Below are 18,236 nucleotides of genomic sequence, written 5' to 3'. Positions count from 1 at the left end.
ATCCGATCATGTATTCCGGAGTTATGCCTAAAATGACCGGATTATCGCGGAATGTGTGATCGGATTAAACCGAAACAGGTGATCGGTTTATCCCGGAATCGGTGATCGGATTACTCCGAAACATGCACTTAAAAGCAAATCCAGAAAATAGCATTACCAAGATAGCAGAACAAGCAGGGATATCTAGACGCTCTGTAAATAGAATTTTAAACAACGAGGAAAAGTAATATGAATAACTTAAACAACGATAGCGCCACTAACAATGTCTTTAGTTCAATAAACCTATTTGATGACGTTGCCGTGACTAACGAGCATAAAAGCCCATCAGATTGGACTTTAGAAGACTGTAAAAGCAACCTTCAAGTCATTTTTAAAGAGTCAAAAATCAAAGATGTAATTGACGTTTCAGTTCGCTTACAAGGTTTAACCTTGCTAAAGCTACAAAACAACAAAACTGTTGTTCAAATAAAAAATGGTGCTCTATCGAAGGCCGAGGTGCTAGAAAGAGTTAGTGGTGCTGACGATATGATTCTTGAAGCTAAAGAGAGACTTGTAGCGAGTCTTAAGAAGGCAAAAACTAGCCGTGAAACGACTTATAAAAGAAACACAGGAGATAGACCAGCAAAACCAAAAATAGAAGAAGATGGTCAAGAATACCCTCAACCACCTTATTCTTAGTAGAAGTTTAAATCTGGAAAAGATTCTATTCCTACGTGTGAGAGCTGACAGTATAGAATCTATTTCAGGCTTAGGCTACCCCGATACAGTCAAGGAGTAACTTAATGAGCAACCGATATAATAGGCCCAAAATAGTATTGGTAAGACGCTACTGGCGTTGGCGGTTTAATCACTGGGAGTTGGTGTGCAAACACTTACGCAGCCTACCAAGAAGATAGTGAAAGCCCTCATGATGAGGGCTTGCTCTTAGATTATTTTACCAAAGCTTTTTCTTCTCGATAAATCTTGTAAACCTGATTTCTAGAGCAGCCCATCATATCGCCAATCTCTTGCTTCGTAAGCGTACTTTGCTCATCATCTACAAGCTCTACTATACGTTTACGCTCTTTATCTTGTATGCGACGTGGCTTACCAAATTTAACACCATTAGCTTTGGCTCTATCCAACCCTTCCTGCACACGCTCATTGATAAGGTCTTTTTCAAACTCAGCAAAAGCACCCAACATACTAAACATCAACTTTCCGCTACTTGTTGAGGTATCAATGGCCTGATTAAGTACATTGAGAGTTGCACCTTTCTCCTCAATAGTGGCTACCAATTTATGCAAATCAGTAAGAGAGCGAGCTAAACGGTCCAGCTTGGTTATAACAAGGCTATCGCCCTCTCTCAAATAATCAATTGCACGTTGTAATTCTGGACGGTCGCCTTTCCCTCCGCTCAATTTTTCTTTAAAGATTTTATCGCAATGCTTTAACTGCTCAAGTTGAGCATCAAGGTTTTGGTTTTGCGTTGAACATCGAGCGTATGCAATCAACATGTACTCTTTATCCTTGAGGGTTAGATTACACCATTAAGATTACGATAAAGATTACACAAAATCAAATCAATCTAAGTGAAAAGTGGAGTAACAGAACAGTGTAATCAAAACTGTAGTTAAGGTTACACTGAGGATGGGGGGTTAGGAGACCACTTGATGCTATATGCAGGACAAGCCCCTAAACAAACATAAAGTAAAAATGTTCAACTTTTCTAGAGGCGCTGTTCACTGTTTTTATAGAAAAAGCTTGCTAAATATAGTTAACCATTCATCCTAAAAAACACAACCTTCCCAACAGAACAGCAAACTGATTATTATGGTTGGTTTACCCTCGATAACAATAAAAGGATATTTATGTACGTCATTATCTGGATTTTTTTAAGTGTTTTAGTTGGAATGATTGGCAGTTCTCGTAGCATTGGATTTCTTCCAACTCTATTTATATCTTTAATATTCAGTCCAGTGATTGGGTTGCTCGCATGTTTAACATCCGAAAGAAATAATGATATTGAATTCAAAGAGAAACTTTTAAAATCACAGGAATCCGCAGCACATCTGAAAAATTCTAATAGTGAAAATACTGGCGTTTCAGAAGAAAAATTTAATCAAGAAAAATGGGAGCAAGCCCAGGTCTACATTGATAAAGTCACTGATTCTGTTAATTTTCTAAAAACTAGGCTGAATGGTTCGGAGTTAGAAAGCTCCCTCTTAAAACTAAAGCATCTATACGAAACATTAGGCGAGAATTATTTAACTGAGAGTTCGCTTAATAAGATTGTTTCTGATGTAGAACTTGAAACAGATAAGCGTTCTCTAGAGCTTAGAGAAAAAACCGAGATTGAAGAGAGGAAAAAGAGAGAAGCCTCAATTAGAGATAAAGAATATAAGGCTGAGCTTGCATTAGAAAAAGAAAGACGCAATAAAACTAACAAGAGAATAATCTTTAGCTTATCAATTTTATTATTTCTTAGCCTTATCACATATGGAGTGTTTCAACTCGGCATAAATTTAATAAGCTAACCTATAGATTAGTTTTTTAGGATAGGCTTTGTCAGCCATCACTTGATCAATGGATTTAACCACCAGCATGCTGGTGGTCTACTTTGACGTCCTTGCTCACTAATACACTATCAAATCAATAACCTTAAATAGCTCTTTCAGCGAGAATCGATGGGTATATCTAGCTGTGATACCAAGGCCCTGAGACTTATCGTGACCAACAATTTCTTGTACTAACTGTGGCTGTACATTTTGTTGGATAGCCTTAGTTATAAATGTATGACGGGCAGAATGAAAAACTCGCTTCTGCCCTATATCATCAATGACTTTAACACCTGAATTTTCAAGTAACTTATGATTAAACCAATCTGTAATCCTGTTCGTAACAAGCTTAGTATCACCAAAAAGAAACGATTGATTGCTATCAACTCTATTAACAAAATCGATAAAACCTGAATCGATGATTTTTAGGCTTATTGGAACCAATCTAAGAGCATTCTCCGTTTTCAAACTTTTATTGTCATCATTGGTAATCTGAATGTAGTAACGCTCTAAATCTGGATGAAATTTGATGTTTTTCTTTTGAAGATTAACCAACTCCCCCCTTCTTGCGCCCGTATAGAATGCTAACCTTGGAAGCCAATATTGCCACGCTTCGCCCTTAGAATTTTGAATAACTTGATTCACCTCGTGGTCTTCAAATGAACCATAGCGAACAGTTTTAGGTTTGACTTTTATTGCTTTAGTGGGGTTTTCTAACTTCATATCTAATTGGAAGTTCATAAAAACATACAAGCCTTGTAGCCATTTCAAGTGTTCTTTGGCTGTCTTTGCCGCCACTTTATCTCTTTCAGGAACAGCACCTAAATTTACAATATCCTCCCATGACATTGCGCTATACGGTTTAATATTTTTCCTAGGCAAATCAGAGATTCGCAGTAAATAGTCTTTAAAGTGACGAGTAGTTAATTGAGAAACAGGCTTATCACCAGAGATGAGCAAGAATAGATTTTTGTATCTAAGGTAAGCCTCACACATTTTGTCTGTAAGCCCTTTTGACTTCTTATAGGCCATCATTTCATCATGAATACTAGAAAATAATGGGCCAACACTCATTGAATCTACTTCAAGTGGGTGCCCCTGAATAAGTGGGGTGTCTAATATGATTTCAAACCTAGAGCCTAAAAGCTGCTTAACTTGAGTTTTTACGTGAGATTGCTCAACGGCAGTTAAGCTTTTTTGAAAACTATAACGCTTGATTGAATTAATTATTGGAAGGAATTGATGCAAACGAGAGTATGCCTCATTTAAGCTATCGGTACGGAGGCTAAAACGAATTTCGTTTGGATTTACTAGAAGAGCAATATTTGCAGGTAAGCGATACCGAAAGTAATAAATTCGACTTCTTAACTCTAGATATAGAGGTAGTGGACGTAATACTTGACTGGTTTGCTTGTGTATCAGTTTGTGTAACATTAATGGCACCCCAAGGTTGAGGTGCCACTAAGTCATTGTTTTGCTTTCGCAAAAATTGTAGGTGAGTTGGCCGATAAGCCGGGTCTTGTCGTGGACAGTTATTCATCTAGGCCTGCAATCGCTCACAGGCTCAAGCGACCTACCCGGTTCCAACGCGAGCCGCGCCGTATGGAACCCTATTTGGTCTTGCTTCGGGTAGAGTTTACCTTGCTACGGACTATTACTAGCCGCACGGTGCGCTCTTACCGCACCCTTTCACCCTTACCTACTTGATAAATCAAGCAGGCGGTCTCCTCTCTGCTGCACTTGTCGTCGGTTCACACCGCCCAGGCGTTACCTGGTACCCTGCTCTATGAAGCCCGGACTTTCCTCCCCGTTCTTGCGAACGCGGCAACTGTCTGGCCAACTCGGCGCGGATTATAGCCTAAGCCAAGTCAACACTCCATCAAAAACCAGCTTTTCTTACACACCCGATTAAAAATCTACCTTTACAGGCCATTTTCAAGACCATACTTGTAGAGGGCATTCTTTTTCATGCCGTGGATCTGTCCAGCTAATGCCGACGCCTTTTTCAAAGGCAACTCTTCGCAAAGCAGCTTTAATGTATTGATCACAACCGTTGGGATACCTTCATCTTCGGCAAGACGATATCCGTGGCACATCAGCACAATTTCACCCTTCTGCTGATTAGGATCCGCTTTCACCTGCTCTAATACCTCTTTAACCGTTCCACACAGGAAGGTTTCAAAGGTTTTGGTCACTTCACGTGCCATCACAATGACACGATCTTCACCCAATGCAGTAAGAATTGACTCTAAACTATGGACTATACGGTGTGGGGATTCGTAGAAGATCAAGGTTCTTGGATCTTCTTTCAGTTCGGTCAGTTTATCGATTCGTCCCTTCTCTTTTGAAGGTAAAAAGCCTTCAAAGGTGAAACGGTCTGACGGCAGGCCCGATGCACTCAGTGCGGTGATCGCAGCGCATGCGCCCGGTAGCGGAATCACTTTATAGCCAGCACGTCTAACTGCGGAGACAAGATGGTAGCCGGGATCGGAGATCAACGGCGTGCCTGCATCAGAGATCAGCGCAACGGCCTCACCGTTACTGAGCTTCTGGATGATCCAATCGGCTCTGTCTCGTTCATTATGATCGTGAAGGGCTGTTTTTCTTGTTTCTATTCCAAAATGGCTCAAAAGAATACCGCTATGTCGGGTATCCTCACAGGCTATTAATTTGACATTATTGAGCACATCTATGGCACGGGAACTGATATCCCCTAAGTTACCAATAGGGGTTGGAACTATGTAAAGTGCGACCGCCAGATCCATATCTACCTCGGTTTGACTATCACAAGACTTTCGTCAAGCGTGAGAGAAGGTTAAACTATTGGCAGCATCTTACCAGAGTGGCCTCTTGTGTTGAAAAAAAGTGTGTTGAAAAGACTGAATACAACTAAATTAATTTCTATTGCAGTTTTGAGTGCTGTTTTATTCGGTTGCGGAACAACTCCAGCACCGATAAAGCCCTCAGTAACACAGGTATCATTGGTGAGCGCATCTCTGCAACCTACTGAATACTTAGCTTTAGCTGCAAAATCAAATAACCAGGAAGTCCAGAATCGATATGCTTTACTCGCCGCCCACGCCTTCATTAATGATGGCGATGCAGGTTCTGCCAATAAGACGCTAAAGTCGATCGAAAAAAGTTTAGTACAGAAACCTGAACTCCTTGCCGAGCATAAATACTTAACGGCTCGGGTACTCGAGCTGACTTCTACCTATGATCATGCCCTCGCTGAGCTCGATTATCCAAGCCAGTGGAAACTTGCCGACTGGCAGATGGTGGCTTCTTATCAATTCAAAGCCCGTTTATACCAACACATTAAACAGCCAATCGAGCAGGTAAGACAACTCAGTCTATTGAGTTCATATCTTCCAGCCTCTCAAGCCAGTGAAGTGAATGATAGCATTTGGCGAATTTTACAGCCTATGCATGAACAGACCTTACTCACGTTTAGCCAAGATAGCGCCAGTCCGGTATTTGCAGGCTGGTTACAGCTAGCCTATATTGCCAAACACTATGCCATCGATCCCAATCAGCTGGTTCAACACTTAGGTGATTGGCAGCAGGTGAACCCCACTCATCCAGCGGCAATCAAACTGCCGACGGATCTGGAAAAAGCGCTCAATGTTAAGCCCTATAATCCTAAAAACATCGCAGTGCTTCTACCGCAAAGTGGTGCCAGAGCAACGCTCGCCAGCACAGTAAAACAGGGGATAATGTCACGTTATCTGGTTAACCCTGATGATAGCGTTTCCATCAACTTTTTCGATACGGCTAAGGGGGCTCAAGCCGCTTATCAGGCAGCCATAGCCTCAGGTGCTGAGTTTATTATCGGTCCACTTTTGCAATCTGAAGTCGAGCAGCTGCAGCAACCGATTTCTACTTCGAAGCCAACATCAGCCCAGAGTGACGCGGCAGTGCAGCGAGTGCCACAGTTATACCTGAACCATATTGAAAACTTCATCCCTGACGACAACCAATTTTATTTCGCACTCTCTCCCGCTAACGAAGCGCGTGATGCGGCTAAGAAGCTGTTTGATGATGGCATCACCATGCCACTACTCCTGGCGAGTAATAATGCCGTAGGGCATAGAATGGCCGATAGCTTCAATCAAGTATGGACCGAGCTGACACAGCAACCCGCTGAAGTTCACTTCTATGATGCCGGCGATCAGATGAAAGTCACGGTACAGAAGTCTTTAGGCGTCATCGATAGCAAGGAGCGTATTGCTCGAATAAAGGCACTGCTTGGCAATAATATTGAAGCCGACTTCCGTTCGAGGCGTGATATTGATGCTATCTATATGATCTCGGGTAACCGTGATCTTCCGCTATTAAAACCTTTCATCGACGTAAACTTTAGTGTTTTTGCCGATCCGGTTCCCCTATATGCCAGTAGCAGGAGCCGTGTTGAAGGGAGTTCGCGTGAAACGGCTCAAGAGCTCAATAACCTCAATATCAGCGATATTCCTTGGTTACTACAAAACAGTAAAGAGACCCAGTTAGTCGAAGATCTTTGGCCATCTTGGAGCTATAGTCAGAAACGTCTCTATATCATGGGCTATGATGCCCTCGAACTTGTAGGTAAACTTGCTCAAATGCGAGCCCTGCCTGGCTACCAGTTTTCCGGACGTAGCGGTATGTTATCCGTCTCACCCGATGGCACCGTAAATAGAGAACTGAGCTGGGGTCGTTATAAGAGGGGTAATTTACGTTCTCAATGATGGATAACAACGAGCCGATATCTGCAGAACATGGCCAAGCAGGTGAAAACCTGGCCATGAATTACCTGTTAGAGCAGGGGCTGACATTCATCGAGCGAAATGTCCGATTCAAATTCGGGGAGATTGATCTCGTCATGAAAAATGGCAAAGAGTGGATCTTCGTCGAAGTAAAGTATCGCTCAAAAAGCCAATATGGCGGCGCCATAAATGCGTTAAGCTCAGGGCAGATAAAGAGACTGAGACGTGCAGCGGAGCATTATATGCAGCTCAACAATATCGATGCCATTTGTCGATTCGATCTAATCGCTGTAGATGCGGGCCAGATACAATGGCTACCTAATGCTTTTTAAAACCAAATTAATGATTTGTGCCTTAAGCTGTTATGGCATGATAACAAGAGATTTAAAATTAAGGATTTACCCATGTTAGAACGCATTAAAGATAGTTTTACACACTCAATTCAAACCAAGATCGATGCCTCAGAGGCACTACCTGAGTCTATTGCTAAGGCAGCAGAGATGATGGTCCACTGTCTATTAGGTGGAAATAAAATTCTGGCATGTGGTAATGGCGGTAGCGCCGGCGATGCACAACACTTTTCGGCAGAGCTGTTAAACCGCTTTGAAGTTGAGCGTCCTCCCCTTCCAGCCATCGCACTGACAACGGATACCTCTACGATCACAGCCATCGCGAATGACTATAGCTATGACGAGATATTCTCTAAGCAGATCTTAGCATTGGGACAGCCTGGTGATATTCTACTGGCGATCTCAACCAGTGGACACTCTGGCAATGTGATCAAAGCGATTGAGGCAGCATTAAGCCGTGACATGACTATCGTGGCTCTGACCGGTAAAGATGGTGGTCCAATGGCAGGCTTACTCAGCATCAACGATGTTGAAATTCGTGTGCCTTCTAACAGCACGGCTCGTATCCAGGAAGTTCACCTGCTTGCCATTCATTGCCTGTGTGACAATATCGACCGCACTCTATTCCCTCAGGATGAGCAACAATAAGCAAGCTGTCATCAAATGTCTCTAAATGTCATCTTGTCTTTTATAGCAAGATGACATCTCGTATTCCATCGCGTCAGGAAAAAACACAATGATCAGACTGCTCTCACTTGCAGCGATAGCGCTACTTCTTCAGGGCTGTGCCGGTGCCGTAATGGTTGGTGCGGTGGGCGGCGCTATGATGGTCAATGATGAGCGCAGTTTTTCGACTCAGCTTGACGATACCAACGCAGATTTCCAGATTGCCAGCGAACTCGCCACCTTGGAAGATGTAAAAAACCAAGCCAATATAACCGGCGTGGTCATGAATGGTAATGTACTGCTGATAGGGCAATCTCCCAACTCAATGTTGAGAGACAAGGCTATTCATGCGGTTCAAAAACTCAAACTAGGCGGAAAGATCCATAATCAGATCCGGATAGGTAATCCGACCTCCTTCACCACCAGAAGCAATGACACCTGGATAACGACTAAGGTTAAGACCCGTATGCTCAATACCGATGACTTAGATGTCACCCGTATTAAAGTTATCACAGAGAACGGTGAAGTGTTCCTGCTTGGTGTCGTAGCCAGAGATCAAATTGACCTTGCTGTCGATGTCGCCCGAAATACCGCCGGCGTACGAAAAGTTATCAAGGTATTCGAATCACCCGGTTCCTGACCCCGATATAGAGTCAGGGGGATACCCCAGCCATTCATTGCAATTAATTATTGTGCATCTGAGCGATACGCGATGTGACCTGTCTCTGACTCACCCTCGCAAAAACCCAGGGCAATAGGAGTGATGGCAACACGATAAAACCAACACCGACCCAGCTTAATCCGTCTAACCATTCATCGAACCATAGCCAACCGAAGAAAACGCAAAATATGAGCCCTGTATATTCTGCAATGGCAACTTCGCTAGCCTTGGCTTTACGGTATGCGAGTACACTTAACCATTGATAAAACAGTAAAAAGCCATTACTCACTATGGCAAGACCTAATACTTCCCAGCTCAGTCCCGATATTCCCTGGACGATAGTAAATACTATGACGATAGGCACACTAAATAGGTTATACAACATAAGGGTCACTATTGGGGACTCTGTATCCGGTAACTTTTTCAGTGCTAACTGATTGATGGCAAATGTCAGCGCCCCCACCAGCACGGCAATACCGAACATATTCATCTCACTGGGCCGAAGTATGATTAAGATACCAACAAAGCCTAATACCCCCGCTACCGATTGTGCTCCACCCAGCTTCTCTTTTAAAAACAGGTATCCCATCAGCATGATCATTAATGGAGCCGAGTAAAACAGTGAGCTGACGGTGGCAAGAGGCAGTGACATGAGTCCCATGATTAGCAGCAATGCACCCAACGTTCCCACATGGGCTCTAAAGAGGTGAAGCTTAATATGATTACTCCTCGGTGCCCTCTCCCGTAACCAGAACGGTAGTATCATCAGCACCGCTGAAAGCTGACGCACGAGTAAAAATGTCGCGGCATTCACATCGTCCGATAACCACTTAACCGATACGTCATAAAGCGCACTAAATATGTTTCCAAAGACTAAAATTCCGATACCTATAACGACTGCGCGTTTCATTTCATGCTCACACAACTAACAACAGATGAGGCTTATGATATAGGCCGCAAAACGTTAGCTAAAATGATGTTTTTTAATCATAGATGAATTAGATTCATACTAAGTCTGATTATTGAGAGTCACTTATCATGCGAAAAATTCCCCCATTGCGCGCGTTGCAGGTGTTTGAAGCCGCGGCCAGACAGGAACACTTTTCCCGAGCCGCCGATGAACTGTGTATCACGCAAAGTGCCGTCTCTCACCAGGTTCGGATACTCGAAGAGCACTTTGGCGAGCAACTCTTTAAAAGAGCGGGAAGACAGCTGAAACTTAGTCCTAAAGGGGAGTTACTCTACAGCGAGCTATCTCGTATTTTTAATGAGTTAAGCGATCTGAACCTACAGATATCGGGTGGTGAGCGCCAAGAGCTCAGACTCGCTGTTTACAGCTCATTTGCGGTGAAATGGTTAATCCCACGACTCAGTGACTTTAGACGTGGTTACCCTGACATCAAGATTCGTCTGGATATGATCACCGACGATCCAGAGCTATCTGATAGCGTCGCCGATATGTTTATCAGCGGACAGAGTAATCATCCGGGGTTTTGGCATCAGTTACTCCATAAGGAACGACTCATACCCGTTTGCAGCCCGGATCTATTCGCCAGAGGAGAAACGGTGCTCATTGAGTCTTTGTGGCGATACCCATTACTCACGGTTGATGAGGGGCCTTTGGGACTAGACTGGAACCGTTGGAGTATGGCCAACGAGGCGCCTTTCCCGGACGATTTTCAGCAACATATCTTTAGTCATGTACTGCTCGCCATCGAAGCCGCAATCGCTGGACAGGGCATCGCGTTAGCCTCCGACTTCATGGTTGTAAATGACATAGAAAATGGACGTTTAATTGCACTGGATCTACCGGACATATTCACGGGCTTCGAATTCAACTTCAGCTGTAAACAGCGAAGGCTGAAAGAGCCAGCCATCGCCGCCTTCATTGAATGGATTAGCGGCCAGAAATGATGCTCACGAGTCACAGTCATAAGATTAAAGCAGATTTCTAACCATACAGAGTAAATAACGATTCCAGACACAAAAAAGCCGACACGTGGTCGGCTTTTTCAGGATGGGGCAGTGTCCCGTCCAGAGATAGGTGGAAGCAGACTTATACTAACAAGCCAATTTTCTCATATACCTTTTTCAGCGTGACTTCTGCACGAGCCTGAGCCTTCTCGGCCCCATCTTGCATCACTTGATGTAGGAAGGTTTGATCTTCTCTGAACTCACGGTATCTGGCCTGAAGAGGTTCGATCATCTCAATAACCGCTTCACCGGTTGCGACTTTAAGGTGACCATACATCTTGCCTTCAAATTCAGCTTCAAGACCGGCGATGCTCTTACCCGAGACCCCCGACATTAAGCTGAGTAAATTAGATACCCCTGGCTTATTTTCGGTGTCAAATCGAACCACTGGTGGCTCATCACAATCCGTGACAGCTTTCTTAATCTTCTTCAAGATCTTCTTAGGATCTTCGAGTAAGCCGATAACGTTATTACGGTTATCGTCTGACTTCGACATCTTCTTAAGAGGATCTTGCAGCGACATCACCTTAGCACCATGCTCCGGAATGAATGGCTCAGGAATAGTGAAGGTATCACCATAAGCATTATTGAAACGAGTCGCGATATCACGAGTCAACTCGAGATGTTGCTTCTGATCTTGTCCGACAGGGATCTCATTGGCTTGATACAAGAGGATATCGGCAGCCATCAAAACAGGGTAAGCAAATAAACCGACATTGATATTGCTCGAATGCTTTTGCGACTTGTCTTTAAACTGAGTCATGCGGTTTAGCTCACCCATCTGGGTATAGCAGTTTAACGCCCAACCTAGCTGTGTATGCTGTGGAACCTGAGACTGGATGAATACCGTACTTTTCTTAGGGTCGACGCCACAAGCAAGATAAAGCGCTAACGTATCCAGACAAGCTTCTCTTAGAAGTTTAGGATCTTGTCTTACCGTAATGGCATGAAGATCCACGACACAGTACAGGCAGTCATGGCTATCTTGCATGGCAACCCACTGTCTCAATGCGCCCATATAGTTACCTATGGTCAGCTCACCTGACGGTTGTGCACCGCTAAGTACTATGGGTTTGGCGGGGTTAGTCATACGTTTTCTTGCTCCATTACTTTTACGCTATTATTTACTAGTGTCAAAATTTCACTAAATTGTTCACAGACCGCATCGGGACTGCTAAGACTGATATCTTCACCGTAGTTATACCCATAGGTCAAGCCTATCGAAGTAATACCCGCAGCTTTAGCCGCCAAAATATCATTTTTTGAATCACCCACCATCAAAAGCTGGTCACTCTCAAGCTGCCAATGGCTTAGAAGATGGGTTAACGGCAAAGGATCGGGTTTCATTCTGTCGAGGGAATCACCACCAAGCACTTTAGAAAATAGGTGATCGATATTAAATGCCTCCAGTAGAGGAATGGCAAATCGATGTGGTTTATTGGTAACAATGGCAAGCGGATACCCAGATGAACTTAGCTCTTCTAATACGGCTAAAACATTCGGGTATAACTTGCTATATCGCTGAAGATGTTCTTGATAATGGTGCATGAAACGAGGCATCACGTCATCGAGCAGAGATTGCTCCACTTCACGTTCAACCACGAAAGAGAGTGCCCTACGCATCAACATCTCGGCGCCATTTCCCACCCAACTTCTCACCTGAGCTTCAGTACAACTCGGCAACTCAAACTCAGATAATGTAGCCTGGGTGGCAGCAGCAAGATCCGGCACACTATCGATCAGCGTGCCATCGAGATCGAAAGCGATAGCTTTAAGTTTTCCCCAGCGACTCATGAATTATGACTCGCTTTTAGCTAACTCGACACGCATCTCATCGATAACAGCTTTGTAGTCAGGCTTATTAAAGATCGCAGAACCTGCCACAAACATGTCGGCGCCCGCTGCGGCTATCTCGCCAATGTTGTCGACTTTAACACCGCCATCTACCTCGAGGCGAATATCATAACCACTGTCATCGATTAACTTTCTAACTTGTCTCAGCTTATCCAGTGTCGATGGAATAAAGGATTGACCACCGAAACCTGGGTTAACCGACATCAATAAGATGACATCCAGCTTATCCATAACATGGTCCAGGTAATGCAGTGGAGTACCCGGATTAAATACTAAACCGGCTTTACAACCTGACTCTTTTATTAGCTGTAAGCTTCTGTCCAGATGTTCAGACGCTTCCGGGTGGAATGTGATGAATGTAGCTCCGGCTTTAGCAAAATCAGGAATCATACGGTCAACGGGCTTTACCATCAGGTGAACATCGATATCAGCTGTAATACCATAATCACGCAATGCCTGACATACCATAGGGCCAATAGTCAGGTTAGGAACATAATGGTTATCCATAACATCAAAGTGAACCACATCGGCACCGGCATTGAGGACAGCATCGACATCTTCACCTAAACGGGCAAAGTCGGCAGATAAGATAGAAGGAGCAATAAGAAATGGGCGCATAGAAAACTCACTACAGTGTTTAAGAAATACGCTATTCTACCTTTTGCGAGCTTAAGCCTCTAGGGCTTATGAAGGATTTAGATATGATCAATCACAAAAACCTCATACATTTGTACAATATTATGCAGCACATAAAAAATAATGTTCAAAATATAATCGGCTTTGCTATAATAACCCGACCTGCGAGGGAGCTTTGATAAAGGAAGAGATGATGAACAAAAGGATTAAACTCACAGCAAGCATGAAGTCGGCCGCCTTTATTGCCACTTCAGCAACAGTTGTTGCCGTGACGGCGCTGAGCTTTCAAAGCATTACCTCTGCCGATGCTCTATCTGCCTGTGCATGCAGTACGACTTCTGAATCCAGCTACAACTCCGCCCTTCCTGCGAGTCACCCCGGTAATCGATGTGCACGCCAATCGGAAGATCTCAATTGGACAAATTGGTTTGCCGGCAAGAGTCGTTCAAATCAGCTTCATTTCGTCGATCTTCTCGAGCTACTTCACGGACATAGCGATGGTCCGCTGGACGATGTCACCCCGGCAAACAGCCAGCAAAATCGCTTTTAGAATTAAGGATTATGCTGCGAAAAGTTTGGGACTTGTTGATCAGTACTTTGGCTGCTTTCTTCGGTGTCCAGAGTGAGCAAAATAGAAAGCGAGACTTCCAAACAAGCTCTCCCCTCCCATTCATCATTATGGGCATAGTGCTCGCGATAGCCTTAGTATTCACGTTACTGTTTATCGTTAGAAGAGTACTGGGCTAAGCGAAACAATCCAACTAGCTTAGCTCCCTTTCATCAAATATCTTTATTTGCCTTCAATCGTTTTCACTATGATAACGGTCATCATACAAAGCCATTAATTCATCGACTTTCTTGCGTCCACTGCCTTTTTGGCTGATATTTCTCTGCACCTGAATCGTATCGAATCGAGCACCATGGTACAGCTCTCTTGTCAGCGGTATGTCGTGGTTACTGATTAGAACAGGGAAACCACGTTCAATCGCGGTATGGCGAGACTTACGAGCAAGCAGGGCTTGATCATCTAAGCTAAAACCGGCGCCGACATAAGTCGTAAAACTTGCTGTAGTTGAAAGGGGGGCGTATGGCGGATCGCAGTAAACAACATCACCTTCAGTCGTTAAATCAAAAGCCTGCTCATACCCAATACAACAGAACTCAGCACGTTGAGCTTTCTCAGAGAAAAATCTAATCTCTTTTTCCGGGAAGTATGGTTTCTTATAAGTACCAAAAGGCACATTGAATCCGCCTTTACGATTATATCGACACAAACCATTGAAACCATGGCGATTCATATATAAGAAATAGACAGAACGAAGAAATGGGTCGCTACTTAAGTTAAATTCGGCTCTAACTCTATAATATGCTTCCTTTTCATTCATCTCAGGTACAAACATCGCTTTAGCCGCCGCAATATATCGCTCAGGCTCAGTCTGAACAATCTTATATAGATTGATCAGATCCTGATTGATATCACACAGAAGGTAACTTGAGTAATTTGTATTTAGAAATACAGAACCCGCGCCAACGAAAGGCTCCACTAAGCGCTTCCCCTCAGGAAGATGCTCTGAGAGTGCTTCAATCAGTTTGAATTTCCCGCCAGCCCACTTAAGAAAGGCTCTCTGTTTTTTACTCATCTAAATTGATTGAATGCTAAGAAAAATGAAGTCACCGATTGTACTCTGTTTATTAAGGAATATCACGAGCAGGAAGACTATCTTGCAGTTCATAATCAACTAAATTTTTCCATGAACGAACCCAAGGAGCATTCAACTGATATTTTGCCACTATATCTTCAGCTTTTTTGTGTGCCAGAACCGAAGTATTGAAATGACCGAACAACACGACCCACCTCTGCTTATATCGAGCCACCTTAATATCGGTCTCCCCCTGTAGCATTTCTAAGATGTTATAGAGTGATTTGGTTTGACGAACACTCGCCAGCTGCAAAGTATATCCCGTTATTATATGTTCATTGTTGAGCCCGTCAGGTAGTAAGCCAGCTTCTCCACTGTCAGCCTCAATCTCCCCAATATCAGCCGAAATAAGTTGAGCAGGTTCAATATCCGCCAACCCCTTAAACTCCTCAATTACCGAAGCTTCATTCGTGCTATCACTTAAAACGGGTTCTACCTTTTTTTCTGTTAACGGCTCTGAACCAGAGCTCACCGTAGGCTCCGGAGTTGCATCTTCTTGAACCTGAGCCTCAGAGAGGGATTCGATCTCTTCGAAAGATGCCACAGGTAAAGTTTGATGAACAATAAAATATCCGGCCAATAGCCGCTCGCCATATTGATATAAAAATGAAGGCTTAGGTTCTGGCTCTAACACCGTCTTTTCGAGAGTCTGCAGGTTAACTTCTTCACCTTCGTCCGACAGGAGTACATACCCTAATACAAAACTGAGTAAAATCATCACTCCCACTAACGCCAATTTATTCCACTGGCGTGAAACGGGTATATCAGGTTCGCCATGTAGAGCCAGCTCCAGAAGATTGACGACCTCTTGTGGGTTGCCTGACTGCCTTTCTAATTGTTCTTTGACGATCTCTCTGGGAGTAAAGGGAACCTGCTCACTGCGGCTCAATAAAGTGTAGTAGAGCGCCTCTCTTTCTTGGAATGTGAGGGATTCTATATTGATAGATAACAGAATATCCTGCTGTTGCTCGGGTAATTGAGTGACCAAGTCTTCAAAAAAATCAGCCGTAGTCGTTAATGCCACCGAGAGAGACTTACCGGGAATTGATAACTGACTGAGTACAATACATTCAGCAATGATCTCCATAGGAAGGTAGTGAGCATCATCGAGCACAATACAAGAAGCCTGAGGCAAAGCCCCTGATAGCCTCAATAAGGTTTCAGGCAGAGGGAGTTCATCATCAAAAACAGGTTCTGACAGTAGCTGAACTAATATTTTTCTACGTATTTCACTACAGTCACTATGCTTTGGACATGTGACCAGGGCTGAGCTAAATTCATCCAGCTCATTTAGAAGGGAGGTAACGAGAGTCGTTTTACCGGAACCATAGGCTCCAGTAACCACCAGCAACTGTTGTCCATAGAGACTGACATGCTGTAGTCGTTGCAGTAGGGTTTCTTGACTTGGTAATAAAATTGAGTCTTTAAGTGTCACTCATGCACCACACAAAACTATGCGCAGCGAATAACAGCTTCCAGTAGTTCATCGCTCACCTCACAGTAGATCCCTGCCTGGCCTATCGCTTCAGGAAGCACTAATCTGAGTTGACCTTTAAGTACCTTCTTATCTCGCCGCATATGCTTAATGAAATCTTCAAAATCCATTGAATTAGGAGGAGAAACCGGCAGGTCGAATGCTTCGAATAACTTGATTATCCGACAAACAATTGACTCATCAATTAAATCCATCCCAGATGCGGTATTTGCAGCAAGTACTGTGCCAGCAGCAACTGCCTCACCATGCAACCAAACACCATATCCCATTTCAGCTTCTATTGCGTGTCCGAAAGTATGTCCCAGATTCAGAAGTGCACGCACCCCCTGCTCTGTTTCATCTTGAGCAACAACTTCGGCTTTAATTTCGCAGCAACGTCCAATCGCGTAGATTAACGCTTGAGCATCCAATGACTTCAATTGCTCGACATTATCTTCCAACCATTTAAAAAACTCAGCATCCCAGATTATTCCATATTTGATGACCTCGGCCATCCCAGCAGAAAACTCTCTTGGGGGGAGCGTATTTAAACAGTCGATATCGATCATCACCATCTTAGGCTGATAAAACGCGCCTATCATGTTTTTACCGAGGGGATGATTTACAGCGGTTTTGCCACCAACAGACGAGTCAACTTGAGCCAGTAATGTGGTTGGCACCTGGATAAAGTCGATTCCTCTCTGGTAACTGGCAGCGGCAAAGCCGGTCATATCACCGATGACACCACCACCTAAGGCAATAAGAACGGTATCTCTGCCCAGGTTTTGTTGCAATAAGGAGGTGAAGATACTATCCATCTGTTCAAGGGTTTTGTACTGCTCTCCATCGGGTAGAATGACGGGGTCAACACAATTGAATGAAGATAATATTATCTGCAGCTTCTCGAGATAAAGAGGCGCTATCGTTTCATTAGTGACAATAAGGATATTTTTATCTTGGAGGTAGCGAGCAAAATGCTCGCCACAACTCATCAAATTCTGGCTAAAAATTATTGGATAGCTTCGCACACCTAAATCAACCTGAATTTGCTTCATTTTTCCTAGAAACCTAACTGTTCAATAATTTGATTCGCAACCACTTTGGCGCTTTGCTCATCAGTCTTTACGATGACATCTGCAATCTCTTCGTACAAAGGATTACGAGTCGCAGCCAGATTTTCCAAAACTTCTCTTGGGTCGTCTACCTGCAATAATGGGCGTCGCTTATCTCGTTGAGTACGAGCAACTTGCTTATCGATTGTTGTTTCTAGATATACGACAATTCCACGAGCAGAGAGATTATTACGGATCTCTTTACTCTGAATAGAACCACCGCCTGTCGCTAAAACAATACCTTGTTTTTCAGTTAAGTCAGCGACTACTTGTGTTTCACGAACGCGGAAACCTTCTTCGCCTTCGACATCAAAAACCCACGCTATATCCGCACCAGTGCGGCTTTCAATTTCTTGATCTGAATCGTGGAACTCTAGGTGCAGCATCTGTGCCAGATGACGTCCTATAGTGCTTTTACCAGCCCCCATAGGGCCTACGAGGAAAATATTACGTTTCTCAGCCATTGCTTTTACGTCTGAATCTTATATGAAGTTTGCCGACGCCGATTCGAAAAAATAGAACCGACCTAA

Annotated in this window: 20 protein-coding genes and 1 other RNA gene; 9 read left to right on the top strand and 12 right to left on the bottom strand. The window is 43.8% G+C overall.

Features of this window, described 5'->3' with window-relative positions:
* The first annotated feature begins 228 nt into the window (after positions 1–228).
* Positions 229–678 (top strand): hypothetical protein, encoded by a 450-nt coding sequence (locus EKG38_RS24055; protein WP_126523421.1) that lies wholly within the window; start codon positions 229–231, stop codon positions 676–678.
* Positions 679–929: 251 nt separating this feature from the next.
* Here the strand turns inward: EKG38_RS24055 and EKG38_RS24050 are convergent, their stop codons facing one another.
* Positions 930–1,496, bottom strand: coding sequence for a recombinase family protein (locus EKG38_RS24050; RefSeq protein WP_126523420.1), 567 nt, complete (start codon positions 1,494–1,496; stop codon positions 930–932).
* A 354-nt stretch (positions 1,497–1,850) separates the two neighbouring features.
* Here EKG38_RS24050 and EKG38_RS24045 point away from each other — a divergent pair, with 354 nt between their 5' ends.
* On the top strand, positions 1,851–2,516 hold the full coding sequence (locus EKG38_RS24045; protein WP_126523419.1) for a hypothetical protein: 666 nt from the start codon (positions 1,851–1,853) through the stop codon (positions 2,514–2,516).
* A 99-nt stretch (positions 2,517–2,615) separates the two neighbouring features.
* On the opposite strand, the gene EKG38_RS24040 is transcribed toward EKG38_RS24045, so the two are convergent.
* From EKG38_RS24040 to rsmI, 3 genes are all read right to left on the bottom strand, one after another.
* Positions 2,616–3,971 carry a tyrosine-type recombinase/integrase gene (locus tag EKG38_RS24040; RefSeq protein ID WP_126523418.1) on the bottom strand — a complete coding sequence of 452 codons (1,356 nt, stop codon included), beginning with the start codon at positions 3,969–3,971 and terminating at the stop codon, positions 2,616–2,618.
* Between the two features lie 58 nt (positions 3,972–4,029).
* Positions 4,030–4,381, bottom strand: an RNA gene (rnpB, locus tag EKG38_RS24035) — RNase P RNA component class A.
* A gap of 78 nt (positions 4,382–4,459) precedes the next feature.
* On the bottom strand, positions 4,460–5,302 hold the full coding sequence (gene rsmI, locus EKG38_RS24030) for a 16S rRNA (cytidine(1402)-2'-O)-methyltransferase (protein ID WP_126523417.1): 843 nt from the start codon (positions 5,300–5,302) through the stop codon (positions 4,460–4,462).
* A 102-nt stretch (positions 5,303–5,404) separates the two neighbouring features.
* Here rsmI and EKG38_RS24025 point away from each other — a divergent pair, with 102 nt between their 5' ends.
* From EKG38_RS24025 to EKG38_RS24010, 4 genes are all read left to right on the top strand, one after another.
* Positions 5,405–7,261, top strand: a complete 1,857-nt coding sequence (locus EKG38_RS24025; RefSeq protein WP_126523416.1) for a penicillin-binding protein activator — start codon at positions 5,405–5,407, stop codon at positions 7,259–7,261.
* Complete coding sequence (locus EKG38_RS24020; RefSeq protein ID WP_012144585.1) at positions 7,258–7,611, top strand: YraN family protein; 354 nt, start codon at positions 7,258–7,260, stop codon at positions 7,609–7,611. Before EKG38_RS24025 ends, EKG38_RS24020 begins: the two co-directional genes overlap by 4 nt.
* A 72-nt stretch (positions 7,612–7,683) precedes the next feature.
* Positions 7,684–8,277, top strand: coding sequence for a phosphoheptose isomerase (locus EKG38_RS24015; RefSeq protein ID WP_012144586.1), 594 nt, complete (start codon positions 7,684–7,686; stop codon positions 8,275–8,277).
* Positions 8,278–8,365: 88 nt separating this feature from the next.
* On the top strand, positions 8,366–8,935 hold the full coding sequence (locus tag EKG38_RS24010; protein WP_126523415.1) for a BON domain-containing protein: 570 nt from the start codon (positions 8,366–8,368) through the stop codon (positions 8,933–8,935).
* A gap of 43 nt (positions 8,936–8,978) precedes the next feature.
* Here the strand turns inward: EKG38_RS24010 and EKG38_RS24005 are convergent, their stop codons facing one another.
* Complete coding sequence (locus tag EKG38_RS24005) at positions 8,979–9,866, bottom strand: DMT family transporter (protein WP_126523414.1); 888 nt, start codon at positions 9,864–9,866, stop codon at positions 8,979–8,981.
* Between the two features lie 128 nt (positions 9,867–9,994).
* On the opposite strand from EKG38_RS24005, the gene EKG38_RS24000 reads away from it, so the two are divergent.
* Complete coding sequence (locus EKG38_RS24000; RefSeq protein WP_126523413.1) at positions 9,995–10,870, top strand: LysR substrate-binding domain-containing protein; 876 nt, start codon at positions 9,995–9,997, stop codon at positions 10,868–10,870.
* A 142-nt stretch (positions 10,871–11,012) separates the two neighbouring features.
* Here the strand turns inward: EKG38_RS24000 and trpS are convergent, their stop codons facing one another.
* From trpS to rpe, 3 genes are read right to left on the bottom strand one after another with little or no spacing between them, the layout of a single operon-like run.
* Positions 11,013–12,020, bottom strand: a complete 1,008-nt coding sequence (trpS, locus tag EKG38_RS23995) for a tryptophan--tRNA ligase (protein ID WP_126523412.1) — start codon at positions 12,018–12,020, stop codon at positions 11,013–11,015.
* Positions 12,017–12,724 carry a phosphoglycolate phosphatase gene (locus tag EKG38_RS23990; protein ID WP_126523411.1) on the bottom strand — a complete coding sequence of 236 codons (708 nt, stop codon included), beginning with the start codon at positions 12,722–12,724 and terminating at the stop codon, positions 12,017–12,019. Before EKG38_RS23990 ends, trpS begins: the two co-directional genes overlap by 4 nt.
* A 3-nt stretch (positions 12,725–12,727) precedes the next feature.
* Positions 12,728–13,402 (bottom strand): ribulose-phosphate 3-epimerase, encoded by a 675-nt coding sequence (rpe, locus tag EKG38_RS23985; protein WP_012144592.1) that lies wholly within the window; start codon positions 13,400–13,402, stop codon positions 12,728–12,730.
* Between the two features lie 208 nt (positions 13,403–13,610).
* Here rpe and EKG38_RS23980 point away from each other — a divergent pair, with 208 nt between their 5' ends.
* Positions 13,611–13,970, top strand: coding sequence for a hypothetical protein (locus tag EKG38_RS23980; protein WP_126523410.1), 360 nt, complete (start codon positions 13,611–13,613; stop codon positions 13,968–13,970).
* 11 nt (positions 13,971–13,981) lie between these two features.
* Complete coding sequence (locus EKG38_RS23975) at positions 13,982–14,167, top strand: DUF2970 domain-containing protein (protein ID WP_126523409.1); 186 nt, start codon at positions 13,982–13,984, stop codon at positions 14,165–14,167.
* 53 nt (positions 14,168–14,220) lie between these two features.
* Here EKG38_RS23975 and EKG38_RS23970 read toward each other — a convergent pair whose 3' ends face one another.
* The 4 genes from EKG38_RS23970 to aroK are packed head-to-tail and all read right to left on the bottom strand — an operon-like array spanning position 14,221 to position 18,170.
* The gene (locus EKG38_RS23970; protein ID WP_126523408.1) at positions 14,221–15,060 is read right to left on the bottom strand and encodes a Dam family site-specific DNA-(adenine-N6)-methyltransferase; all 840 of its coding nucleotides are present in this window, start codon (positions 15,058–15,060) and stop codon (positions 14,221–14,223) included.
* Positions 15,061–15,112: 52 nt separating this feature from the next.
* Positions 15,113–16,555, bottom strand: coding sequence for an AAA family ATPase (locus EKG38_RS23965; RefSeq protein WP_126523407.1), 1,443 nt, complete (start codon positions 16,553–16,555; stop codon positions 15,113–15,115).
* 17 nt (positions 16,556–16,572) lie between these two features.
* Positions 16,573–17,649 (bottom strand): 3-dehydroquinate synthase, encoded by a 1,077-nt coding sequence (gene aroB / locus EKG38_RS23960; protein WP_126523406.1) that lies wholly within the window; start codon positions 17,647–17,649, stop codon positions 16,573–16,575.
* 5 nt (positions 17,650–17,654) lie between these two features.
* Complete coding sequence (gene aroK, locus EKG38_RS23955; protein ID WP_126523405.1) at positions 17,655–18,170, bottom strand: shikimate kinase AroK; 516 nt, start codon at positions 18,168–18,170, stop codon at positions 17,655–17,657.
* Positions 18,171–18,236: the final 66 nt, after the last annotated feature.

The sequence above is a fragment of the Shewanella canadensis genome (assembly GCF_003966225.1).
GTDB classification, from domain to species: Bacteria; Pseudomonadota; Gammaproteobacteria; order Enterobacterales; family Shewanellaceae; genus Shewanella; species Shewanella canadensis.
Note: the sequence above shows the minus strand (reverse complement) of the source record. Positions and strands in the feature narration are given on the sequence as shown.